This is a genomic window from Pseudomonas trutticola BRTCR10, assembly GCF_056155105.1.
Window position 1 is genome coordinate 1,073,834 of record NZ_CM149552.1, and the last position, 23,896, is coordinate 1,097,729.

21 protein-coding genes are annotated in these 23,896 nt (G+C 58.9%); 9 read left to right on the top strand and 12 right to left on the bottom strand.

Annotated features, from left to right (window positions below):
* Positions 1-120: 120 nt before the first annotated feature.
* Positions 121-1,458, top strand: coding sequence for a histidinol dehydrogenase (gene hisD, locus ACVVH8_RS04615; RefSeq protein WP_475228751.1), 1,338 nt, complete (start codon positions 121-123; stop codon positions 1,456-1,458).
* A gap of 2 nt (positions 1,459-1,460) precedes the next feature.
* Positions 1,461-2,513 (top strand): histidinol-phosphate transaminase, encoded by a 1,053-nt coding sequence (hisC, locus tag ACVVH8_RS04620; RefSeq protein ID WP_475228754.1) that lies wholly within the window; start codon positions 1,461-1,463, stop codon positions 2,511-2,513.
* Between the two features lie 77 nt (positions 2,514-2,590).
* Here hisC and ACVVH8_RS04625 read toward each other — a convergent pair whose 3' ends face one another.
* The 4 genes from ACVVH8_RS04625 to algW all read right to left on the bottom strand — a co-directional run bounded on the left by ACVVH8_RS04625 (position 2,591) and on the right by algW (position 7,426).
* A complete protein-coding gene (locus tag ACVVH8_RS04625) occupies positions 2,591-3,001 on the bottom strand; it encodes a hypothetical protein (protein ID WP_475228756.1) in 411 nt (136 codons plus the stop codon).
* A gap of 341 nt (positions 3,002-3,342) precedes the next feature.
* A complete protein-coding gene (locus ACVVH8_RS04630) occupies positions 3,343-4,062 on the bottom strand; it encodes a DUF4198 domain-containing protein (protein WP_475228758.1) in 720 nt (239 codons plus the stop codon).
* A 12-nt stretch (positions 4,063-4,074) separates the two neighbouring features.
* A complete protein-coding gene (locus ACVVH8_RS04635; RefSeq protein ID WP_475228761.1) occupies positions 4,075-6,180 on the bottom strand; it encodes a TonB-dependent siderophore receptor in 2,106 nt (701 codons plus the stop codon).
* Positions 6,181-6,268: 88 nt separating this feature from the next.
* Entirely contained in the window at positions 6,269-7,426 is a 1,158-nt protein-coding gene (gene algW / locus ACVVH8_RS04640) for a Do family serine endopeptidase AlgW (RefSeq protein ID WP_103303105.1), read from the bottom strand.
* 103 nt (positions 7,427-7,529) lie between these two features.
* Here algW and ACVVH8_RS04645 point away from each other — a divergent pair, with 103 nt between their 5' ends.
* The 3 genes from ACVVH8_RS04645 (at position 7,530) to cysN (ending at position 11,363) form a co-directional block, all read left to right on the top strand.
* Complete coding sequence (locus tag ACVVH8_RS04645) at positions 7,530-8,288, top strand: Nif3-like dinuclear metal center hexameric protein (RefSeq protein ID WP_213027564.1); 759 nt, start codon at positions 7,530-7,532, stop codon at positions 8,286-8,288.
* Positions 8,289-8,537: 249 nt separating this feature from the next.
* On the top strand, positions 8,538-9,455 hold the full coding sequence (gene cysD / locus ACVVH8_RS04650) for a sulfate adenylyltransferase subunit CysD (protein ID WP_007912374.1): 918 nt from the start codon (positions 8,538-8,540) through the stop codon (positions 9,453-9,455).
* A gap of 9 nt (positions 9,456-9,464) precedes the next feature.
* On the top strand, positions 9,465-11,363 hold the full coding sequence (gene cysN, locus ACVVH8_RS04655; protein WP_103303103.1) for a sulfate adenylyltransferase subunit CysN: 1,899 nt from the start codon (positions 9,465-9,467) through the stop codon (positions 11,361-11,363).
* Positions 11,364-11,488: 125 nt separating this feature from the next.
* Here the strand turns inward: cysN and ACVVH8_RS04660 are convergent, their stop codons facing one another.
* From ACVVH8_RS04660 to ACVVH8_RS04670, 3 genes are read right to left on the bottom strand one after another with little or no spacing between them, the layout of a single operon-like run.
* On the bottom strand, positions 11,489-12,403 hold the full coding sequence (locus ACVVH8_RS04660) for an acyltransferase (RefSeq protein ID WP_103303102.1): 915 nt from the start codon (positions 12,401-12,403) through the stop codon (positions 11,489-11,491).
* A complete protein-coding gene (pta, locus tag ACVVH8_RS04665; RefSeq protein ID WP_103303101.1) occupies positions 12,404-14,503 on the bottom strand; it encodes a phosphate acetyltransferase in 2,100 nt (699 codons plus the stop codon).
* A 60-nt stretch (positions 14,504-14,563) separates the two neighbouring features.
* A complete protein-coding gene (locus tag ACVVH8_RS04670; protein WP_103303285.1) occupies positions 14,564-14,890 on the bottom strand; it encodes a DUF3565 domain-containing protein in 327 nt (108 codons plus the stop codon).
* On the opposite strand from ACVVH8_RS04670, the gene ACVVH8_RS04675 reads away from it, so the two are divergent.
* The 3 genes from ACVVH8_RS04675 (at position 14,859) to ACVVH8_RS04685 (ending at position 17,220) form a co-directional block, all read left to right on the top strand.
* Complete coding sequence (locus ACVVH8_RS04675; RefSeq protein WP_095119463.1) at positions 14,859-15,344, top strand: FKBP-type peptidyl-prolyl cis-trans isomerase; 486 nt, start codon at positions 14,859-14,861, stop codon at positions 15,342-15,344. The genes ACVVH8_RS04670 and ACVVH8_RS04675 overlap by 32 nt on opposite strands.
* Before the next feature lie 123 nt (positions 15,345-15,467).
* Positions 15,468-15,950, top strand: coding sequence for a glutathione peroxidase (locus tag ACVVH8_RS04680; protein ID WP_213027566.1), 483 nt, complete (start codon positions 15,468-15,470; stop codon positions 15,948-15,950).
* Positions 15,951-16,116: 166 nt separating this feature from the next.
* Entirely contained in the window at positions 16,117-17,220 is a 1,104-nt protein-coding gene (locus tag ACVVH8_RS04685; RefSeq protein WP_475228764.1) for an NADH:flavin oxidoreductase, read from the top strand.
* 166 nt (positions 17,221-17,386) lie between these two features.
* On the opposite strand, the gene ACVVH8_RS04690 is transcribed toward ACVVH8_RS04685, so the two are convergent.
* Positions 17,387-18,586, bottom strand: coding sequence for a glycosyltransferase family 4 protein (locus tag ACVVH8_RS04690; protein ID WP_475228766.1), 1,200 nt, complete (start codon positions 18,584-18,586; stop codon positions 17,387-17,389).
* Between the two features lie 38 nt (positions 18,587-18,624).
* Here ACVVH8_RS04690 and ACVVH8_RS04695 point away from each other — a divergent pair, with 38 nt between their 5' ends.
* A complete protein-coding gene (locus ACVVH8_RS04695; RefSeq protein WP_103303097.1) occupies positions 18,625-19,278 on the top strand; it encodes a hypothetical protein in 654 nt (217 codons plus the stop codon).
* 25 nt (positions 19,279-19,303) lie between these two features.
* Here ACVVH8_RS04695 and cysZ read toward each other — a convergent pair whose 3' ends face one another.
* From cysZ to ACVVH8_RS04715, 4 genes are all read right to left on the bottom strand, one after another.
* Positions 19,304-20,059 carry a sulfate transporter CysZ gene (cysZ, locus tag ACVVH8_RS04700; RefSeq protein ID WP_103303096.1) on the bottom strand — a complete coding sequence of 252 codons (756 nt, stop codon included), beginning with the start codon at positions 20,057-20,059 and terminating at the stop codon, positions 19,304-19,306.
* Positions 20,060-20,198: 139 nt separating this feature from the next.
* Positions 20,199-21,284 carry an aromatic ring-hydroxylating oxygenase subunit alpha gene (locus tag ACVVH8_RS04705; RefSeq protein ID WP_103303095.1) on the bottom strand — a complete coding sequence of 362 codons (1,086 nt, stop codon included), beginning with the start codon at positions 21,282-21,284 and terminating at the stop codon, positions 20,199-20,201.
* Positions 21,269-22,870, bottom strand: coding sequence for a GH3 family acyl-acid amido synthetase (locus ACVVH8_RS04710; protein WP_213027569.1), 1,602 nt, complete (start codon positions 22,868-22,870; stop codon positions 21,269-21,271). Before ACVVH8_RS04710 ends, ACVVH8_RS04705 begins: the two co-directional genes overlap by 16 nt.
* Entirely contained in the window at positions 22,870-23,799 is a 930-nt protein-coding gene (locus ACVVH8_RS04715; RefSeq protein ID WP_213027570.1) for a fatty acid desaturase, read from the bottom strand. The genes ACVVH8_RS04710 and ACVVH8_RS04715 overlap by 1 nt, the downstream gene beginning before the upstream one ends.
* Positions 23,800-23,896 lie beyond the last annotated feature (97 nt).

Consider the following 23,896-nt stretch of genomic DNA (forward strand, 5'->3'; position numbering starts at 1 on the left):
CTGCGCGACCCCAGGTCGCGCCGTCTATCCGCCTCATAGCCAGAATTCTCAGGTGCCCAAGCGGATCGAATGATAGTTTCGGGCGCCTGAGTTTTTTGCCATTCCTATGAGGCTCTCGCTATGACCGCACCGACTGCAATTCGCCGACTCAACGCTGCTGACCCGGATTTCGCGCATCATCTGGATCATCTGCTGAGCTGGGAAAGTGTGTCTGACGACTCGGTCAATCAGCGCGTGCTGGACATCATCAAGGCTGTGCGCGAGCGCGGTGACGCGGCGCTGGTCGAGTTCACTCAGAAGTTCGACGGCCTCGAAGTCGCCTCGATGGCCGACCTGATCCTGCCGCGCGAGCGCCTGGAGCTGGCCCTGACTCGCATCACCGTGGCGCAGCGCGAAGCGCTGGAAAAAGCCGCCGCCCGTGTGCGCAGCTACCACGAAAAACAGAAACAGGACTCGTGGAGCTACACCGAAGCCGACGGCACCGTGCTTGGCCAGAAGGTCACGCCACTGGATCGCGCCGGCCTCTACGTGCCGGGCGGCAAGGCGTCGTACCCGTCGTCGGTGTTGATGAACGCGATTCCGGCCAAGGTTGCCGGCGTGACCGAAGTGGTCATGGTCGTGCCGACCCCGCGCGGTGAAATCAACGAACTGGTGCTGGCGGCCGCGTGCATCGCTGGTGTTGACCGGGTGTTCACCATCGGTGGCGCGCAAGCGGTTGCTGCTCTGGCTTATGGCACCGAAAGCGTGCCGCAAGTGGACAAGGTCGTTGGCCCGGGCAACATTTATGTCGCCACGGCCAAACGTCACGTATTTGGTCAGGTCGGCATCGACATGATCGCCGGCCCTTCGGAAATCCTTGTGGTGTGCGACGGCCAGACCGACCCGGACTGGATCGCCATGGACCTGTTTTCCCAGGCCGAGCACGACGAAGACGCCCAGGCGATTCTGGTCAGCCCTGACGCCGAGTTCCTCGACAAGGTCGCCGCCAGCATCGACAAACTGCTGCCGACCATGGACCGCGCGACCATCATCGAAACCTCGATCAATGGTCGCGGCGCGCTGATTCACGTGCGCGACATGGCGCAAGCCATCGAAGTCGCCAACCGTATCGCCCCGGAGCACCTGGAGTTGTCGGTCGCTGACCCGCAAGCCTGGCTGCCGCAGATCCGCCACGCCGGCGCGATCTTCATGGGCCGTCACACCTCCGAAGCGCTGGGCGATTACTGCGCAGGCCCGAACCACGTATTGCCGACTTCCGGCACTGCGCGGTTCTCTTCGCCGCTGGGCGTGTACGACTTCCAGAAACGTTCGTCGATCATCTTCTGCTCCGAAGCAGGTGCTTCCGAGCTGGGTAAAACTGCATCGGTACTGGCCCGTGGCGAATCGCTCAGCGCGCACGCCCGCAGCGCCGAATACCGCATCAAAGACGACGACTTTCTTCAAGAGCAGGGGGAATGAGCATGAGTAAATTCTGGAGCGCGTTCGTCAAGGATCTGGTGCCTTATGTGCCGGGCGAACAGCCGAAGCTGACCAAGTTGGTCAAGCTCAACACCAACGAAAACCCGTATGGCCCATCGCCAAAAGCCTTGGCGGCGATGCAGACCGAACTCAATGACAACCTGCGCCTGTACCCGGATCCGAACAGCGATCTGCTGAAAAACGCCGTCGCCAAGTATTACGGCGTGCAGAGCAATCAGGTATTCCTCGGCAACGGCTCGGACGAAGTGCTTGCGCACATCTTCCACGGTCTGTTGGAGCACGAACAGCCGATTCTGTTCCCGGACATCAGCTACAGCTTCTACCCGGTCTATTGCGGGTTGTATGGCATCAAGTTCGACGCCGTGCCGCTGGATGCGCAATTCCGGATCAACCCGGCGGACTACGCCAAGCCGAACGGCGGGATCATTTTCCCTAACCCGAACGCCCCGACCGGTTGCCTGTTGGGGCTGGACGCGGTCGAGCAAATCCTCAAGGCCAGCGCGGATTCGGTGGTGGTCGTGGACGAGGCTTACATCGACTTCGGCGGCGAGACGGCGATCAGTCTGGTGGATCGTTATCCAAACCTGTTGGTGACGCAGACCCTGTCCAAGTCGCGTTCGCTGGCCGGCCTGCGGGTCGGTCTGGCGGTGGGGCATCCGGATCTGATCGAGGCGCTGGAGCGGATCAAGAACAGCTTCAACTCCTATCCACTGGATCGTCTGGCGAATGTCGGCGCGGCGGCGGCATTCGAGGATCGCGAGTACTTCGACAAGACTTGCCGATTGGTCATCGAGAGTCGCGAGTGGGTGATTGCGCAGTTGCAGGCCAAAGGTTTTGAAGTGCTGCCGTCGGCAGCCAACTTCATCTTTGCCCGTCACCCGCAACACGATGCGGCAGGGCTGGCGGCGAAACTGCGCGAGCAGGGCGTGATCGTGCGGCACTTCAAACAGGAGCGGATTGCACAGTTCCTGCGGATTTCGATTGGTACGCCGGAGCAGAATCAGGCGTTGATCGATGGTTTGGGTGATTTATAACTTTGTAAGTTGATCGTTCCCATGCTGCGTGTGGGAACGATCAGCAAAGTTTGGTTTGTATTGCTGTTTTGAATGGATTATTTGCTTATTTGTTGGACATTAAAATTTCCGTTCAAGATGAGAACTTTATCAGCATCAAGAAATTCAAAAGTACCATTTACAGATTTTAAGCCGTTGACTGTCCCAATCACGATGGATGCCCTGCCAAATTTTGGTTCACGGGTATCTTGTTCCGGGAGTTGGTAGGACCAAAACTCTACGACAGGCCCATGATCCAAGTCCGCAGGATAGTCGATGATATGAGCACCATCTCCAAGAGCTGGAGGGAAAGCCAGCGTCACACCCGAATGCTCGTCTTTGCCAGCAAGCATCCAGGGGTATTCTGAACCCGTGAAGGTAAACTGGATTTGTTTGGCCTTAATAGTCAGCCCTTCCGGTGATCTTGCTTCTAACGTACCGGTGCCGTTGCTTGTTTTAGATGACTTCATAACGTTATCCTTTTTTCGTTAATGATTCTGTTTGGGGGCGGAGGGTTCTATTCGTTTTTTCAGTCGTTAGTTTATTTTTATGAGTTAGCGTCTGCCTACTGATAGAAATGACAGTTTTTTAGCTTGATTTGGAATAGGTCGGAGGGTTCTTGCTTCTAAAGAATCAAGTCAGAGTGGACTGTTTTTACTTGGATTCGTAATTCGTAATTCGGAGCGGTAAACGTTAAATGTAAAAGCCCCTACCTCTACCCAATATAGAGAGGATCGATCGAGGGGCATTTCAGTATTTACATCGATCTGAGATATCGAGGTGTTTTGACCGATTGGGTGGGTGACTCCGCTTACTCGTGATGTGGCTCGCCAAGGAATGTCAGCGAACTGAACAACCCACGACTGTCCACATCAGTGCTGTTCTTCACCGGTACCTCAACCTGCGCCGCAATCACATTCAACCCTTCATTACGCACCAGCACTTGCGCACGCCCATCCATGTCCGTCTCGGTGCTCAAGGTGTTCGGCGCACTGCGATAATCGCCAATCAGTTTCACCCCCGCCGCCGGTTTGCCATCGAGCAACACCTGCACCGGCAATGAATTCCCCGGGCCAACAGTCAGCGGATCAACCTCCGGCAGAATCAGCAATTTGATCTGATCCAGTTTCGGCAGCTTCGCCCCCGGCTGATAAATCGCCAGGCTGTATTTGAACGTCTCCGTCGCCTCGACAGCGCCGGGGACTTTGCTGCGTCCTTCGTTGATCCACTTCTTGTCGGCGGTTTGCGACCACATGCCGTTATTCAATGCCACGGCCATAACCGCAGGCGACTTCAATGGTTTTAGCCGTGCGTGATCCGCCAGGCGCTCGACGCTGACCGGAATCATTTTGCCGCCCGCGTCATATGCCCAGGCACCACTGATCTTCTGCGCCTTGAACGCGTTGTCTTCAGCGCCATGGCCGTATATCACTTCGATATTGCCGCGTCGTTGTTCGGTCCACAGGCCGTGGGCCGAGACTTGGGCGGCGAACAGCGCGGCGATGAGCACGAGGGTTTTGCCGTATTGCATGGGGGCTTCCTTTTACAGGTTGAGGGTCAGGCTGACAGTGAAGTTGCGCGGCTCACCGGGGTTGACCCAGTAGTTGCTGTAGGAGCGCTCGTAATACTTCTCGTCGAAGACGTTGTTCAGGTTCAGCCCGACGGTGACGTTGTCGCTGGCCTTGTAATGGGCGAGCAGGTCGACGGTCTGGTAGGCCGGCAATTCGAAATCGCTGCCGGACTCCCCCGAGCGGTCACCGACATAAGTGAACGCCGCGCCGACGTCCGAGCCGCGCAAATGACCATCCTGAAACTCATAAACACCGAGCAGACTGCCACTGCGTTTGGCCACACCGAGGATGCGGCTGCCGGTGGGAATCGTCGCGTCGCCCTTGGTCACTTCGGCGTCGATGTAAGCGAAGGCGCCGATCACCCGCAGCGCATCGGTCACTTGCCCGGTCACTTGCCAATCGAAACCGCGACTGCGTGCCTTGCCCACAGCACGGCTGGTGTCAGTGGCCGGGTCGAGGGCGAGGACGTTTTCCTTGTCGATGTGAAAGAAGGCGAGGGTGCTGCTCAGGCGCTCGTCGAACAGGTCGTTCTTGATGCCGACTTCGTAACCGACACCTTCTTCGGGGTCGAAGGATTTGCCGGAGGCGTCGAGGCCGTTGTTCGGTTTGAACGAGGTCGAGGCGTTGGCGAACAGGCCGGTGTTCGGCGTCAGTTGATAGAGCAGACCGGCGCGTTGGGTGAGCGCGTCATGACGCTGGCTGCTCTTGGCGTTACGGCTGTGGTCGTCGATGCGCTGGTCGAAATGCTCGAAACGCGCACCGATCATCCCGCGTAATTTATCGCTGAAGACGATTTGATCCTGCAGGTTCAAGGCGTGGCTTTCGACGTGTTCGAAGAAGTCCGTGCCCGAGCGAGCGCCGTCGGGTTTCGCCTGCCCATAGATCGGCTTATAGATGTCGATGGCGTAACGGCCACCGGCAATGGTGGTGACGCGCTCGTTCTTGCGGAAGTTTTCGTATTCGCTGCCGATCAGCAGTTCGTGTTGCCACGGGCCGAGGTCGAAGAGGCCGCGCAATTCCAGTTGGGTGATGCTGTCGTGCCAGTTGGTATCGCGTTCGCGATAGCGGCGGTTGACGGTGTGACCGTCGGCATTCAACGGGCGAGATTCGGAGGCGTCGCCCCAGAGTTTGCCTTCTTTGTAATGGCTGGCCAGACGCAGTTTCCAGCTGTCATTGAGGTGATGTTCGAGGGTCGCCTGCAGCAAGTTGTTGTGGTTGTCGATGTTGCCGTCGTTGGGTTCGCCGAGGAAAGTCGAGCGCGAGACGCCGTTCCACTTGTTGTTCGGCGCAACGATGCCACGATCAAAGGTGGAGCTGTGCCGGACGATTTCGCTCTCAATCAACAGCGACGTGTCCGGGTTCAATTGCCAACTGATCGAGGGTGCGACGAAGAGGCGCTGGCTGTCGACGTGATCGCGAAAGCTGTTGTTGTTTTCGACCGCGAGGTTGATCCGCGAGAGCACATTGCCCTGATCATCCAGCGGCGTGTTGACATCCAGGGCGGTGCGGTAGCGGTCCCAACTGCCGGCGCTGGTTTGCAGGGTGGTGAAGGCTTCGGGCTGCGGTTTCTTGGTGACGATGTTCACTGTGCCGCCGGGATCGCCTCGACCATAAAGGCTGGCCGCCGGGCCTTTGAGCACTTCGATACGTTCGATGTTGGCCGCGTCAGGCGTGCTCGGATAACCGCGATTGGCGCTGAAGCCGTCCTTGTAGAACTCCGACGTGGTGAAGCCGCGCACGCTGTATTCGTAGAGGGTGAGGCCGCCAAAGTTATTTTGCTTCGACACGCCACCGGCAAAATCCAGTGCGCGCTCGACGCTGCTGCTGCCCAAATCCTTGAGCACGCTGGCGGGCACCACACTGATCGCTTGCGGGATATCGCGAATCGCCGTGTCGGTTTTGGTCGCGCTGGAGGAGCGGGTGGCGCGGTAGCCTTTGAGCGGTCCGGTCGGGGATTCGTAGTCGGAGATGACGCTGATGGCGTCGAGTTCGAGGGGTTTGGGTTCTTCAGCGCAGGCTGGATCGACCAGCAAACCGAGGCTCAGGCCCAGCAGAGAGGCCTTTGTTCGAGACGACATGTTATGTTGTTCCAATTATCAAAATTGAAACAATATAACATGCCTGTTGAGAATGTCTTTTATCCGCGCTGTCGGCGCGAAAAAAGTTTTACTCTTCTTTTTCCTGCACCGGCGCCGGTGGTGGACGCAAGCCGATTTCAGCGGTGAGTTTCAGTTCCTTGCCGTTACGCATCACCTGAATCGTTACTTTGTCAGTCGGTTTGATCCGCGCGACCTGGTTCATCGAACGGCGACCATCACCGGCCGGTTCGCCATCGATGCTCAGAATCACGTCGCCCAATTGCAGGCCGGCCTTCTGCGCCGGGCCGTCGCGGAAGATCCCGGCAACGACAATCCCCGGACGTCCGGACAAACCGAACGACTCAGCCAGCTCCTGAGTCAGCGGCTGCACTTCAATCCCCAACCAGCCGCGAATCACCTGGCCGTGCTCGATGATCGACTTCATTACTTCCATTGCCAGCTTCACCGGAATCGCGAAACCGATGCCCTGCGAGCCACCGGACTTGGAGAAGATCGCCGTGTTGATGCCGGTGAGGTTGCCGTTGGCATCGACCAGCGCGCCGCCGGAGTTGCCCGGGTTGATCGCTGCGTCGGTCTGGATGAAATCTTCGTAGTTGTTCAGGCCCAACTGATTACGCCCGGTGGCACTGATGATGCCCATGGTCACGGTCTGGCCAACGCCGAAGGGGTTGCCGATGGCCAGCGCGACGTCGCCGATGCGAATGTTGTCGGAGCGGCCGACGGTGATGGCCGGCAGGTTTTTCAGGTCGATCTTCAAGACCGCGAGGTCGGTTTCCGGGTCGCTGCCGATCACCCGTGCGAGGGTTTCGCGGCCATCCTTCAGCGCCACAACGATTTGGTCGGCACCGCTGGTCACGTGGTTGTTGGTGAGGATGTAGCCTTCCGGGCTCATGATCACGCCGGAGCCGAGGCTCGATTCCATGCGCTTTTGCTTCGGCGAGTTGTCACCGAAGAAGCGGCGGAACTGCGGATCTTCAAACAGCGGATGCGCCGGTTTGTTGATGACTTTGGTGGTGTACAGGTTAACCACCGACGGCGCGGCGATGGTCACTGCGTCCGCATAGGACACCGGCCCCTGCTGCACGCTGGTGGTTTGCGGAGCCTGTTGCAGGTTGACGTCGAGGCTCGGCAGCCCGACCCACTGCGGGTAACGCTGAATAATCAACAGAGCGATAAGCACGCCGGCCAACAGCGGCCAACCCATAAAACGCAGCGCCTTGAGCATTAAGCACGTCCTGGAAAAGTTGCAGGCGGGGTCAGACCGCCCATAATGTCGCGCATTATACGAGGCCGCGCGTGCCTCTGAACGGGATATTTAGGAGTCTTTCATGGCCGTTGCCCTCAGCACCCTCGTCGAAGAAGCCGATCGTTATCTTGGCGCTGCAAAAATTGCCGATTATTGCCCCAACGGCTTGCAGGTCGAGGGCCGACCGCAGGTGATGCGCATCGTCAGTGGCGTCACCGCCAGTCAGGCGTTGCTCGATGCTGCTGTCGAAGCCGAGGCCGATCTGGTGCTGGTGCACCACGGTTATTTCTGGAAAGGCGAGAACCCGTGCATCACCGGCATGAAGCAGCGTCGCCTCAAGACCCTGCTCAAGCACGACATCAGCCTGCTCGCCTACCACTTGCCGCTGGACCTGCACCCGGACGTCGGCAACAACGTGCAACTGGCGCGTCAACTGGACATCACCGTCGAAGGCCCGCTGGACCCGGACAATCTGAAAATCGTCGGGCTGGTGGGGTCGCTGGACGAGCCGGTGAACGCCCGTGATTTTGCCCGTCGAGTGCAAGAACGCATGGGGCGCGAACCGCTGCTGATCGAAGGCAGCGGCATGATTCGCCGGGTCGGCTGGTGCACCGGTGGTGGTCAGGGCTACATCGATAACGCCATCGCTGCCGGCGTTGATCTGTTCATCAGCGGCGAGGCCTCCGAGCAAACCTTCCACAGTGCCCGGGAAAACAACATCAGCTTCATTGCCGCCGGTCATCACGCAACCGAACGCTACGGCGTGCAGGCGCTCGGTGATTACCTGGCGAAGCGTTTCGCCGTCGAACACATCTTCATCGACTGCCCGAATCCGATCTGATTCACAGCGCATCCCCCTGTAGGAGTGAGCCTGCTCGCGATAGCTTTGTCACATTCAACATAGCAGTGACTGACACACTGCTATCGCGAGCAGGCTCACTCCTACAGGGGGTGGGTGCCCAAACGAGTGGGCATATTCATATACCCTTTCGATCTAGTTGGCGTCCTGATTAGAAGAGGTCGCTGTGCTAGGATTCCCCGCTCGAACACGGCCCGCTGGCCGTTCATAAGAAAGCTTTCGTGAGTAGCCATGGTCGACAAACTGACGCATCTGAAACAGCTGGAGGCGGAAAGCATCCACATCATCCGCGAGGTGGCCGCCGAGTTCGACAACCCGGTGATGCTGTACTCCATCGGTAAAGACTCCGCCGTGATGCTGCACCTGGCACGCAAGGCGTTCTTCCCGGGCAAACTGCCGTTTCCGGTGATGCACGTCGACACCCGGTGGAAATTCCAGGAGATGTACAAGTTCCGCGACAAGATGGTCGAAGAACTGGGCCTGGACCTCATCACTCACATCAATCCGGACGGCGTGGCGCAGAACATCAACCCGTTCACCCACGGTAGCGCCAAGCACACCGACATCATGAAAACCGAGGGCCTCAAGCAGGCACTCGACAAGCATGGTTTCGACGCAGCATTCGGCGGCGCCCGTCGCGATGAAGAGAAGTCCCGTGCCAAAGAGCGCGTGTACTCGTTCCGCGACAGCAAGCACCGCTGGGATCCGAAAAACCAGCGTCCGGAGCTGTGGAACGTCTACAACGGCAAGGTCAACAAGGGCGAATCCATTCGCGTGTTCCCGTTGTCGAACTGGACCGAGCTGGACATCTGGCAGTACATCTACCTCGAAGGCATCCCGATCGTGCCGCTGTACTTTGCCGCCGAGCGTGAAGTGATCGAGAAGAACGGCACGCTGATCATGATCGACGACGAGCGCATCCTTGAGCACCTGTCCGACGAAGACAAAGCGCGCATCGTCAAAAAGAAAGTGCGTTTCCGTACCCTTGGCTGCTACCCGTTGACGGGCGCGGTGGAGTCCGAGGCCGAAAGCCTGACGGACATCATTCAGGAAATGCTCCTGACGCGAACTTCCGAGCGCCAGGGCCGTGTCATCGACCACGATGGCGCAGGCTCGATGGAAGACAAAAAACGTCAAGGCTATTTCTAAGGGGCTGTCATGTCGCATGTTTCTGATTTGATCAGCGAGGACATCCTCGCCTACCTGGGCCAGCACGAACGTAAAGAGCTGCTGCGCTTTTTGACCTGCGGTAACGTCGATGACGGCAAGAGCACCCTGATCGGGCGCCTGCTGCACGACTCGAAGATGATCTACGAAGATCACCTGGAAGCGATCACCCGTGACTCGAAGAAAGTCGGCACCACCGGTGACGACATCGACCTGGCGTTGCTGGTCGACGGCCTGCAGGCCGAGCGCGAGCAGGGCATCACCATCGATGTCGCTTACCGCTATTTCTCCACCGCCAAACGCAAATTCATCATCGCCGACACCCCCGGCCATGAGCAGTACACCCGCAACATGGCCACGGGTGCGTCCACCTGTGACCTGGCGATCATCCTCGTCGACGCCCGTTACGGCGTGCAGACCCAGACCCGTCGCCACAGCTTTATCGCCTCCCTTTTGGGGATCAAACACATCGTCGTCGCCATCAACAAGATGGACTTGAAGGGCTTCGATGAAGGCGTGTTCGAGTCGATCAAGGCCGACTACCTGAAGTTCGCCGAAGGCTTGAAGATGAAGCCGACCAGCATGCACTTCGTGCCGATGTCTGCCCTCAAGGGCGACAACGTGGTGAACAAGTCCGAGCGCTCGCCTTGGTACAAAGGCCAGTCGCTGATGGAAATTCTCGAGACCGTGGAAGTGGCGGGCGACCGCAACTTCACCGATCTGCGTTTCCCGGTGCAGTACGTCAACCGTCCGAACCTGAACTTCCGCGGTTTCGCCGGCACACTGGCCAGCGGCATCGTCAAGAAGGGCGACGAAGTCGTGGTGCTGCCGTCGGGCAAGAGCAGCCGCGTGAAGTCCATCGTCACTTTCGAAGGTGAGCTGGAGCACGCCGGTCCTGGTCAAGCGGTGACGCTGACCATGGAAGACGAAATCGACATCTCCCGTGGCGACCTGCTGGTGCATGCCGACAACGTGCCGCCGGTCACCGACAGCTTCGAAGCGATGCTGGTGTGGATGGCTGAAGAGCCGATGCTGCCGGGCAAGAAATACGACATCAAACGCGCCACCAGTTACGTGCCGGGCTCCATTGCCAGCATCGTCAACAAGGTCGACGTGAATACCCTTGAAGAAGGCCCGGCGAGCGCGTTGCAGCTCAACGAAATCGGCAAGGTGAAGATCGCGCTCGACGCGCCGATCGCCCTCGACGGTTACGAAAGCAACCGCACCACCGGCGCGTTCATCATCATCGACCGCTTGACCAACGGCACCGTCGGCGCCGGCATGATCGTCGCGCAACCAGTGGCTCATGGCACGGCTTCGCACCACGGCAAACTGGCCCACGTTGCCACCGAAGAGCGCGCTCAGCGTTTCGGTCAGCAACCGGCCACCGTGTTGTTCAGCGGTCTGTCGGGCGCGGGCAAGAGCACCCTGGCCTACGCGGTTGAACGCAAGCTGTTCGACATGGGCCGCGCGGTGTTTGTGCTGGATGGCCAGAACCTGCGTCACGACCTCAACAAAGGTCTGCCACAGGATCGCGCCGGCCGCACCGAGAACTGGCGTCGTGCCGCGCACGTGGCGCGTCAGTTCAACGAAGCGGGCCTGCTGACCCTGGCAGCGTTCGTTGCGCCAAGCGCTGAAGGTCGCGAGCAGGCCAAGGATCTGATCGGCAAGGATCGTCTGCTCACCGTTTACGTGCAGGCCTCGCCGGCCGTGTGCGCCGAGCGTGATCCGCAAGGTCTGTACGCGGCTGGCGGCGACAACATCCCGGGCGAATCCTTCCCGTACGACGTGCCGCTGAACGCCGATCTGGTGATCGACACGCAGACACTGAGTCTGGAAGACAGCGTCAAGCAAGTGCTGGATCTGCTGCGCAAGCGTGGCGCGATCTAAGCAATAAAGCAGCGACAAGCTTCTAGTTTCAAACTGCAAGAAAAAGCCCGCCGATGAGTAATCTTCGGCGGGCTTTTTTGTTGTCTTGAGATTGCTATCGCTGGCTTGCCAGCGATGAGGGCGGATCAGGCGCCTGAGGACTTCGCTGGATATTCGCGGTGCATTTGTTCCAGCAGCGCATCCTTGTCCAGCCACAGCTGATTGATCCAGCCCTGAAACTGCAGGCGATATTCGCCGTCCTGATCGTAGTTCTTGCCAATGAACTGTTGCGGGATCTTCAGCTCTTCAAAGTGCACCACCACATCGCGCACATTGCCACACAGCAAATCCCAGAAGCCCGGACGGCCGCCCGGATAGTGAATGGTTACGTTGACGATCGACTCGAGTTGCTCGCCCATCGCATCCAGCACAAACGCGATGCCGCCAGCCTTGGGCTTGAGCAGGTATTTGAATGGAGATTGCTGCTGCGCATGTTTGCCTTCAGTGAAGCGCGTGCCTTCGACGAAGTTGAAGATCCCCACCGGGTTGTTGCGGAATTTCGCGCAGGTCTTGCGCGTGGTTTCCAGGTCTTTGCCTTTCTTTTCCGGGTGCTTTTCCAGGTAGGCCTTGGAATAGCGCTTCATGAACGGAAAGCCCAGCGCCCACCAAGCCAGGCCGATCACCGGCACCCAGATCAGCTCCTGTTTGAGGAAGAACTTCAGCGGCTGGATTTTCCGATTGAGCACGTATTGCAGCACCAGAATATCGACCCAGCTCTGATGGTTGCTGGTGATCAGGTACGAGTGCTTGTAGTCCAGGCCTTGCAGCCCGCTGATGTGCCAACGGGTGCGCCGCACCAGATTCATCCAGCCTTTGTTGTTGCTGATCCACGCTTCATGCGTGTGGCTCATCAACCAGAGTGAGGCACGCCGGGCGAGGTCGAATGGCAGCACTTTGATCAGCGCCACACAGAACAGAAACGAGCACAGCAGAATCGTATTGAGTGCCAACAGCAGCGAGGCGATCACGCCGCGCAACGGTGCAGGTAGAAAATCCAGCATTTACACATCCATAGGTCGGTTGGCGGCTTGAATCGCGGTGAGGGCGATGGTGTAGACGATGTCATCGACTTGCGCGCCGCGCGGCAAATCATTCACCGGTTTGCGCAGGCCTTGCAGCATCGGCCCGAGGCTGACGCAATCGGCGCTGCGTTGCACGGCTTTGTGCGTGGTGTTGCCGGTGTTCAGATCAGGGAAGACGAAGACCGTGGCGCGACCGGCCACCTGGCTGTTCGGCGCCAGTTGCCGGGCAACCTCCGCGTTGGCGGCAGCGTCGTATTGCAGCGGGCCGTCGATCAGCAGCGAGTGCTGTTGTTCGTGGGCGAGCAGGGTGGCTTCGCGGACTTTCTCGACTTCTTCGCCGGTGGCCGATTCGCCGCTGGAGTAACTGATCATTGCCACGCGCGGGGTAATGCCGAACGCCGCAGCCGAGTCGGCGCTTTGCAGGGCAATCTCCGCCAGTTCCACGGCGCTTGGATGCGGATTCATCACGCAGTCGCCATACACCAGCACTTCTTCCGGAAACAGCATGAAGAACACCGACGACACCAGCGTGCAGCCCGGTGCGGTTTTAATCAGTTGCAGGGCCGGGCGGATGGTGTTGGCGGTGGTGTTGATCACGCCGGACACCAGTCCGTCGACTTCATCCAGCGCGAGCATCATGGTGCCGATCACCACGGTGTCTTCCAGTTGTTGCTCGGCCATCGGCGCATTGAGGCTCTTGGTTTTGCGCAGGGCCACCATCGGTTCGACGTAGCGCTCGCGGATCAGGTCCGGATCGAGAATCTCCAGCCCCGGCGGCAGCACGATGCCTTGGGCGCGGGCCACCGCTTCGACGTCTTCGGGTTTGGCCAGCAAGACGCAACGGGCAATCCCGCGTTCCTGGCAGATCGCCGCCGCCTGCACGGTAAACGGCTCGCTACCTTCGGGCAGAACGATGCGCTTGTTGGCGGCCTGGGCGCGCTGGATCAGTTGATAGCGGAACACCGCCGGTGACAGGCGCATTTCCCGTGGTGTGCCGCAGCGCTGGTGCAGCCAGTTGGCGTCGAGATGGCTGGCGACGAAATCGGTGATGATCTCCGCACGCTCGCGGTCGTCGATCGGGATTTCCTTGTTCAGGCCATTGAGCAGGTTGGCGGTGTCGTAGGAGCCGGTGCTCACCGACAACACCGGCAAACCGGCCTGCAACGCGCCACGGCACAGATCCATGATGCGCGGATCGGGCAGGGTGTCGCTGGTCAGCAGCAGACCGGCCAGCGGCACGCCGTTGATCGCCGCGAGGCTGACGGCGAGGATGATGTCGTCGCGATCGCCCGGTGTCACCACCAGCACGCCGGGCTTGAGCAGCTCGACGGTGTTGCGCATGGTGCGTGCGCAAATGATGATTTTGGTCATCCGCCGGGTTTCGTAATCGCCGGCGTTGAGCACCTGCGCACCCATCAGGTCGGCGACGTCGCGGGTGCGCGGCGCGTTGAGTTCCGGTTGATAGGGGATGCAGCCGAGCAGGCGGAAATCACCGCTGCGCAGCAATGGCGAATGTTCTTTCAGACGCGCGGCGAAGGCGTCCATGCTTTCTTCGGTCTTGACCTTGTTGAGGATCACACCGAGGACTTTCGGGTCTTTCGGGCCACCGAACAACTGCGCCTGCAATTCGACACGGCCAGAGAGTTCGGCCAGCACTTCGTTTTCCGGCGCCGAGACCAGAATCACCTCGGCATCGAGGCTTTTGGCCAGGTGCAGATTGACCCGTGCGGCGTAACTGGCGCTGCGGGTCGGCACCATGCCTTCCACCACCAGCACGTCCTTGCCGATGGCGGCCTGTTGGTACAGGGCGATGATTTCTTCGAGTAACTCATCGAGCTGACCGTCACCGAGCATCCGCTCGACGTGGGCCAGGCCCAGCGGTTGCGGCGGCTTGAGGCCGTGAGTGCGCGCCATCAGTTCGGTGGAACGTTCAGGGCCGGTGTCGCCGGGATGCGGCTGGGCAATCGGTTTGAAGAAGCCGACTTTCAAGCCCGCTCGCTCCAATGTACGCACCAGCCCGAGGCTGATGGAGGTCAGACCCACGCCAAAATCGGTGGGGGCGATAAAAAAAGTTTGCATGCGAATTCTCTAAAGTTGCATGGCAATGGTGTCAGCTTATGTCTGGCTGACTACCGAAATTCAGTCGCCAAGGTTATCGCTAACCGAGCCTTGCGCGCACCAACCACAGGCAAAGGGTTGGCCTATTTTTTCAATACGTTGCGCCGGGTCAAGGACCCAGGCTCGCGATTGCCATGGCGGCTGATGACGCAGGTGTTGGGTGTGGCCGCAGGAAAGCTCGGCCACCCAGTGACCTTCCTCGTCCTGATGAAAGCCGGTAATGGTCGAATCCCGTTTGTCCGGGTTGTGTTCGCTTTCGCGCGATTGCTTCGCTAAACTTGGCCTTTCTATATTCTTATGCAAAAGGTCTCGCCCCATGCTGATCGCCGCCAATAAGGCTGTCTCCATCGACTATACCCTCACCAACGACGCTGGTGAGGTCATCGACAGCTCCGCCGGCGGCGCTCCGCTGGTTTACCTGCAAGGCGCAGGCAACATCATCCCGGGCCTGGAAAAAGCTCTGGAAGGTAAAGCTGTTGGTGATGAGCTGGAAGTTTCCGTTGAACCGGAAGACGCTTACGGCGAATACGCCGCTGAACTGGTCAGCACCCTGAGCCGCAGCATGTTCGAAGGCGTTGACGAGCTGGAAGTCGGCATGCAGTTCCACGCTTCGGCGCCGGACGGCCAGATGCAGATCGTCACCATTCGTGACCTGGACGGCGACGACGTGACTGTCGACGGCAACCACCCACTGGCCGGTCAGCGCCTGAACTTCAAAGTGAAGATCGTTGACATCCGTGATGCCAGCCAGGAAGAAGTCGCTCATGGTCACGTCCATGGCGAAGGTGGCCATCACCACTGATTTCTGCGCTAAGCTTTCGAGAACTGGAGAGGCGCCTGCGGGCGCCTTTTTAGTCCGCGGCTGTCCTTGGTGGCCTCGCCAAGTGGCTGTTTCGAGTAGAACACGGGAATCCTGGAGTCCGTCATGAGTGCTTTTCACGACCTTAAGTTGACAGCCCTGGATGGTCAGGAGCTACCGCTGGCACCGTTCAAGGGCCAAGTCGTGCTGGTGGTCAACGTCGCCTCCAAGTGCGGCTTGACCCCACAGTATGCGGCGCTGGAAAACCTCTATCAGCAATTCAAAGGCCGAGGCTTCAGTGTGCTGGGCCTGCCGTGCAACCAATTTGCCGGTCAGGAACCGGGCACCGAGCAGGAAATTCAGGAATTTTGCAGCCTCAACTATGGCGTGACGTTTCCGTTGTCGAGCAAGCTTGAAGTCAACGGTCACGATCGTCATCAGTTGTACCGTTTGCTGGCGGGCGAGGGTGCGGAGTTCCCCGGTGACATCACCTGGAATTTCGAGAAGTTCCTGCTCGGCAAGGACGGCCGGGTGCTGGCTCGGTTCTCGCCGCGCACGGCGCCGGATGATCCGACGGTGATTGCCGCGATCGAGAAAGCGCTGGGTTAAACCGCCAAAGATCAAAAGATCGCAGCCTCGGCAGCTCCCACAGGGATTGCCGATGCTGCGATCTTTTCGTTTCTATCCCTTAATCATTCAAATCAATAGTGCTGTTCAAAGCTTGCAACGCTTCATATTATCGCCGTCATAAAGTCATTCCCTGTGGAGCCTTCCAATGCCGGTTCAAGCCTTGTTCAAACCGTTTCATCTCGGTGCCCTCGAACTGCCGACCCGCGTGGTCATGGCGCCCATGACCCGTTCGTTTTCTCCAGGCGGCGTGCCTAATTCGAAAGTCATCGAGTATTACCGCCGTCGCGCAGCAGCCGGTGTCGGCCTGATCATCACCGAAGGCACCACCGTCGGCCATATTGCCTCGAACGGCTATCCGAACGTGCCGCAGTTCTTTGGTGATGCGCCATTGGCCGGCTGGAAGAAAGTTGTCGATGCGGTTCACGCCGAGGGCGGCAAGATCGTTCCGCAACTGTGGCACGTGGGCAGCGTGCGGCGCATCGGCACCGAGCCGGACGCCAGCGTGCCGGGTTACGGCCCGTCGGAAAAACTCAAGGACGGTCAGGTCGTCGTGCACGGCATGAGCAAACAAGACATTCAGGACGTGATCGCCGCGTTCGCTCAAGCTGCTAAAGATGCACAAAACATCGGCATGGACGGCGTGGAAATCCACGGCGCTCACGGCTACCTGATCGACCAGTTCTTCTGGGAAGGCAGCAACCAGCGCACTGACGAATACGGCGGCAGCCTGGCCAACCGTTCGCGTTTTGCCATCGAACTGATTCAAGCCGTACGTGCGGCGGTCGGCGAAGGTTTCCCGATCATCTTCCGCTTCTCGCAGTGGAAGCAGCAGGATTACACCGCGCGTCTGGTGCAAACCCCGGAGGCCCTGGGGGAATTCCTCAAGCCGTTGACCGACGCAGGCGTGGATATTTTCCACTGCTCGACGCGGCGCTTCTGGGAGCCGGAATTCGACGGTTCCGAGCTGAACCTGGCCGGCTGGACGCGCAAACTGACTGGCAAGCCGACCATCACCGTTGGCAGTGTTGGCCTTGATGGCGAGTTCCTGCAGTTCATGGTCAACACCGACAAGGTTGCGCAGCCGGCCAGTCTGGAGAACCTGCTGGAGCGCCTGAATAAAGAGGAGTTCGATCTGGTAGCGGTGGGGCGTGCGCTGCTGGTCGATCCGGACTGGGCGCTGAAAGTGCGTGAAGGGCGTGAGCAAGACATTCTGCCGTTCAGCCGTGAGGCGTTGATGACGCTGGTTTAAGCGTCGCTCTCACTGACGCTATCGCTGGCAAGTCGAAACGTCGCACCGCAGCTCCCACAGGTTTTGCGGGTGTTCACAAAAATTGTGTTCATCACAGCCCCTTGTGGGAGCTGCGGTGCGACGTTTTCGACTTGCCAGCGATGGCGGCTTCAAAATCAGCGAAGACCTAAGGCAGTGTCTGTGCATTCGGCACAACCTGCTCCCCCACGCACGCCCCACGCAAATGACTTTCAAACTGCTCAATCACCGCTGGCCAGCCTTGGCGACTTGCATGCTGCCGCGCATTGAGCCGCACGCAACGCAACGTTTCGTCCTCCTCCAGCAACCACGCCGCTGCATCGCAAAACGCGTCTTCATCGCCTGGCATTGCCAGCACGCCGTTGTAGCCATGGCGAATATGTTGCGCCGCCGCTGCCTGATCGTAAGCCACGACACCCAGCCCTGAAGCCAGTGCTTCCAACACCACGTTGCCGAAGGTTTCGGTCAGGCTCGGGAACAGAAAAACATCCCCCGACGCATAGTGCGTCGCCAACGCTTCCCCGCGCTGTGAACCACAGAAGATCGCCTCGGGCAGATCCTTTTCCTGTGCCATGCGTTGCGGCCCGTCACCGACCACGATGAGCTTCATATTGCGCTGTGGATAAGTGCTGCGCAGTTTTTCAAAGCTGCGTTTGAGTAAACCAAGGTTTTTCTCTGGTGCGAGCCGTCCTACATGAATCACCGCAATGTCACGCTCGCCCAGTCCCCATTGCTCACGTAAAGCGTTCAGCCGTTTGGCTGGATGAAATAACTGGCTGTCCACACCTCGCGACAACAACGCCAGACGCTCGAAATGCCGGCGCTCCAGTTCCAGGCGCTGACTGACGCTCGGCACCAGCGTCAGCGCCGAACGGTTGTGAAACCAGCGCAGGTAATGGGTCAGCATCCGGGTCAGCAGACCGAGGCCGTATTGACTGGTGTATTGCTGGAAATTGGTGTGAAAGCCGCTGACAACCGAAATCCCCAGTCGCCGCGCCGCGCGCAACGCCGATAAACCGAGCGGGCCTTCAGTGGCGATATACAGCACATCCGGGCGCTGACGCTTCCAGCGCCGCAGCAGTTTGTGCATCGACGACTGACCCCATTGCAAGCCCGGATAACCGGGTAACGGCCAGCCGCGACACAACAGCAGCGCATCATCTTCACTGCGCTGCGGATCATCGGCCTGACGCGGACGCACCAGTTCGACGCGATGCCCGCGCGCGCGCAGTCCATCGCACAAGCGGCCAAGGGTATTGGCCACGCCGTTGATTTCCGGTGGGAAGGTTTCGCTGATCAGAGTGATATGCAGAGCTGTCGTCATGACCTTAGTGTCGGCTGAGGCCATGTCTTCATTGTGTCGAGTTGATGATGGATTGATGACAGATGCTTATCTGTCTGCCTAAACCTTTGGCCTATGCGGTCGTTAGCTTTGGCTTAAACTCTTTTTCCAGGAAAACGGCTGTGTCCGAGAATGCTTATGCGCCGGCTGAGGCGCAACTGTTGGTTGCGGGTGAACAAACTCCAGAGTTTTATGTTGTCGCACGGTGGAAGTTCATTCTGCTGTCGATCCTCAGTTTTGGCCTGTATTTCTATTTCTGGATTTACAAGAACTGGAGCCTGCACAAGCGCAGTACTCAACAAGAGCTATGGCCGTGGGCGCGAGCTTTTTTCTATTTGTTTTTTGTGCATCAGCTTTACCGGCTCGCCAAAAAACGAATTCTCGACAGGGGCGGTAAATCCAATTGGGATCTTGAGCAGTGGGCGACAGTCTTTGTCGTATTGACCGTAGTCGCGCACATATTCGAAAAGCTTCCCAAGCAGATTCCTGAGCTGAGTTTTCTTGGTCTTGTCGCCTTGATCATGTTGCCGATACGAGTTTATGTCGCGAGCGAAGGTCAACAACTGATCAATTTGGCTGCGAACGACCCGCAAGGCCTGAGTAACAATCGCCTCAACGCCTGGAACTTGCTGATCATCCTGCCAGGCGTTGCGGTGTGGGTGTTGGTAGGGCTGTTGTTAGCTGGCGTTTACCCCTGAGTTATCAGGATTAAAGACTGGAGGCTCAGGCTTTTTCCTGAGCCAGTGCCTCGGCACCACGCTCACGCACCCAGAACAGCGTTGCCCCGGCTACAGCAGCCGGCATCATCAGGATGTTGACCAGCGGAATCAGCAGCACCAGATAAACAATCCCGCCGAAACTCATACTCTGCCAGCGCTTCTGCCGCAGCCAGGCGAGCATTTCGTTCCAGCCAAGTTTGTGGTTGTCCGCCGGGTAGTCGATGTACTGAATCGCCATCATCCACACGCCGAACAACAGCCAAAGCGGTGCGGCGATGATGTTCACCACCGGGATGAACGAGAGGATGAACAGGCCGATGGCCCGTGGCAGGAAGTAGCCGAGTTTGCGCATTTCCCGGGCGAGGGTGCGCGGGATCATCTCGATCAGTTCGCCCCAACTGAACGCCGGGAAATCATCGGTGCCACGCACCACCACTTCGACTTTTTCCGCGAGGAAACCGTTGAACGGCGCGGCGATGATATTGGCCAGCATGGTGAAGCTGAAAAACACCATCAACGCCACCAGCACCACGAACAAGGGCCAGAGGATGTAGCTGAGGAAACTCAGCCAGTCGGGCAGCGAGGGCATCAGCGTATCGACCCACAGGCTGAACTGGTGGCCGGCCAGATAGATCAATCCGACGAACAGCACCAGATTGATGGCCAGCGGCAGCAACACGAACAGTCGCAGGCCGGGGCTGAGGACCAGTTTGAGGCCTTCGCGCAGGTATTGCGGGCCGGACAGAACAGGGGCGGGCATAAGGTGCTCCGAGCATAGGGAAAACGCGCCGACCTTACCGACTTTGCAACAGGTGCGAAAGCACGGCAGAGCGATCGACATTCACTGTAACAAAGATCAGAGGAACGCTATTCGTCAGTGAATCGTTTACCGTCCGCTCTCAAAGCTCGAAGCGAATCCGCGATTCACGGCGTTGTGCTGGTGGTAACGCTTCTCCGCGTTTTACGGCGGCCAGTAGCTGCTCGACCCCTATATGAACGGCATCGGCCTGCACGTTGCACGGTTTGAAATCCGCGACATTGTCGAGGCCTTGGCGGTGCGCCTGGATGATTTTCACGTCCTGGCGAATCACGATGTGGGTGTACAGATGAATGAAAGGGCGCAACAGGCCCAGTACCCAGCGAGGTAAGCGGAAGCGGTAGGCGATGTAGGTGTAGACGCGCGACTGGCGCGAATCGATGGGCGTGATCTGACTGATGATGAAGAATGCCGAACGCTCGCCCCACCGATAGTCGCAGCGGGTGACGTTGGGCGCAAAAAAACGATCGGTGTGCACCAGCGGCTCGCCGTCTGGGTTGCTCAACCAGTCCATCAAACCGATCTTGTCGCCGTCGTCGTGATACGTCACTTCAATGCTCTGCGCTTTACACGCCAGCGTGGCTTCCATCGTTCGCCCGCTGCTGGAACGGAAGATACCCTCGTGGACAAAAACAGTGTGTGGCACATCCATGAAGTTCTGCACGAGGCTGCCGACGTCGGCCTCGAAGGTGTTGATCATGAAATAGGACTGCCAGGGTTTTTCGCCGTAGACCGGGAGCTTGAACACGGTTTTGCTTTGCGGGTCACCCGTGCCGGTGTAGACCCAGACCAGTCCGTCCTGTTCCTGCACCGCAAAGTGACGCTGGCGGTAGCGATACGCGGGGGATGTCGACGAGCACGACTTCTCGCCGACGCTGGGGATATGCACCACTTGCCCCTGAGCGTTGTAGCGCCAGCCATGATAAGGGCACACCAGGCAATCGTCGGCAATCTTGCCCGCCGACAGGCGCGTGCCGCGATGCACGCACTGGTCGAGCAATGCGGCTACCTGGCCGTCACGCTGGCGGAAAAGCACCAGGTTCAAGCCTAGAATCTTCGCCCGGTAAGGTTTGTTTTTGCGCAGTTCTTTCTGTGCGCACGCCACATACCACTGTTCGAGGGTGCCATCGTCGGGCGTCTCGAGGAGGTTGTTCAAAGGTGCCGACATGAGCTTTCCGTCAGAGCGAGAAGGGCTTCGGCTGTTTCCAGCCGATTGATAAGCGAACGCGGCTTGAAATCGCCCGCACGAATGCCGCTCGACTCCGCCGCCTGTTGCAGCACCTGCGCGAGCTGATCAGCGCCGCCGTCGAGCAGGCGCACCTGCACCGGTCCCAGTTGCCCGAGCTGGCGTGCCTGGCCGTAATGAAAGGCGTCGGACAGTGCCGCCTCGATCGTCAGCGCCAAAGCACTGGCATCAAGGTCTCGGGACATCGCCACCAGCGCCGTGTAATGCGGTGGCGAAGCATAGGCATTGGGGATCAGACATGCGCCAGCCTGGGTGGTCGGGCAACGCTCGAACAGGTTCTGCACGACGTGTTCATCGAGTTTTTCTCCGACCAAATCACTGGTCCCCGTGGCACGTCCCACAAACTCGACCCGTGGCGTGGCGCCCGACATGCCGACGACGCGGACCCGATCGCCCAAAGCGTAGCGGTACAAGCCGCCACCGGTGCTCAGCAGCACCTGCGCCGTTTCGCCCAGACGTAACGAATGAGCGTGGCGCAGGCTGCCGTCTTCGCAAAGAAATTCCAGATAATGGCTGCCGATCGCCAACGGGCAACCCGGTCCGTCGCCGAAGGGAACACTCACGACGCCTTCGGTGGCAAACAGACTTTTTGGTAGCCACTGCGCCTGCGGAAAACGCGCGGCCAGTTGCGTGAAGTAATGACGACTCGGACCTTCCATCCAGCAACTGACGGCGGCCAGGCGTGGCCATAACTCGCTGCAGTCACCCTGGGCGCGCGCGCGGCGTAACGCCGAGCGGCGCGGCGCGGGGAGCGCGGCCTCCAGCCATGCAAACGTCTGCAACTGTTCGGGTGTTTCGGCGTCGAACAGTGGCTGTAACAGGCTGGTCAGAAAGGTCGGGCTCCATACGCTGATAAAGCTCAAATCAGCATCGGCCAGCAAGGCCAGCAGGGTCTGGCGGCGCCATTGCGACAGTGCACCGTTAAACTCTGGAATCAGCAACGTCCCTGCCAGACCGGCCAGATGACTGCCGCTCAAATACTCCAGATCACTGGCCGAGCCGAGACAAATGCCATTGGGCCCGGCGACGGGCATTTGCAGGGGCGGCGACATCGACCAATAACTCGAGCCATGACTGATGCCCGGCACCTGGCGATGCATGTCGGCGAGCCACACGGTCAGCGCGCTGTGCATTTCTGCGAGGAAGGCGCGCGTATAGGGAATCGCTTTTTGCAGCGCGCTGTTGCCGCTCGTACGCTCGAAAAACAGCGGTGTGGCGGTGGTCAGAATCGCTGCGGATTCATGTTGAGCGCGCTCGATCCACGGCTGCAGTTGTGCGTAGGTGTGGACCGGTACGTTATCGCGAAACTGCGACGAGTCCTGCAGTCGGGCAAAGTGGTGGGCGCGGCCGAATGCGCAATCACGATTGGTTTCGAGCAGGCGCTGCAATAAGCGTTCTTGCGTTGCTTGCGGTTGCTCGAGTTGCGCGTGCCATTGATCGAGTGTCGGCTTGGCGTGCTCGAGGAAGGTCTGCCACAGCGCGCGTTTGACATCCATGTTGGCGCTCATCAGAAGTAGGTCTTGTCCAGTTGCGTCAAGTCATCGGGTAACCGCTGGGGCGGCAGGAAAACCAGCAGCCAGCCATACCAGAGTGGCCGGGTTTCCTTCAGGTTGGAGGCCTCATGCATTTGCTGCCAATGCATGGCCGAGTGCCGATGATGAGTGAGGTTGTAGTTGAAGTTCAGAAACGCCCAGCGAACCAGTCGCGGGGCGCGCATGTTATAGGCGCCCTCGACGACATCCAGCGGCGTACGCATGTGGTACACCCACTGCAGCGACGACCAGGAAAATGCAAAAGCGCTATAGGTGATGAGCACAACGTGCCACGTCCACCCCAGCAACAGCCCGATCAATAACCACGCGGCGACACCGGCAATGACTTCGTAGCGGATTCGTTTGAAGTCGGCGCTGGAGAAGTCCTTGAAGGCTGCGGCATAGGTGTTGACCTCTGCGGTTTGCGACCACTTGTCCGTGATGCGCGCCGGCAGCACCGGCAATAAAAGACTGCCGATAAACGCCGCCAACCAGATACCGCCCAGCACCGCGAAGTAGTACTCGATTCGTTTGCGCCACAGCGACTCACCCGCAACTGCAAAGTCGGCCAGCTCTGCGCGTGTGCGATTGCGGACGTGATGACCCAGGTGATTGATATGGATCAGCGTGGCCGAAGCACCAAACAGGGTAGAAGCCCACCACATGACAAAGTAGTTGAGTTTTTTGCGACTGTGCGCTAGTCCATGAAAGGACTCGTGCATCATCGAGAAGACGCCTTGCATGACCAGACAAAACGGAATGAGCACCAGCCATTTGAGCCCGCCCGCATCGGTGTGGGACAGCCACGTCAGGGTCATACCCCAAACCAGCGTCTGCAGTGCCAGAACACACAGATTGCCCACGTCGAAACGACGCATTTGCGAAATGTCACTGGAACTGCGCATATGGGGTCCTTGAGAATGCTCGAGTCGAAAAAGTATACCGTCCTGACCGCTTTGCTAACGATCAAATGCTGACGCGGCGGAGCGATGAGGAACCGCA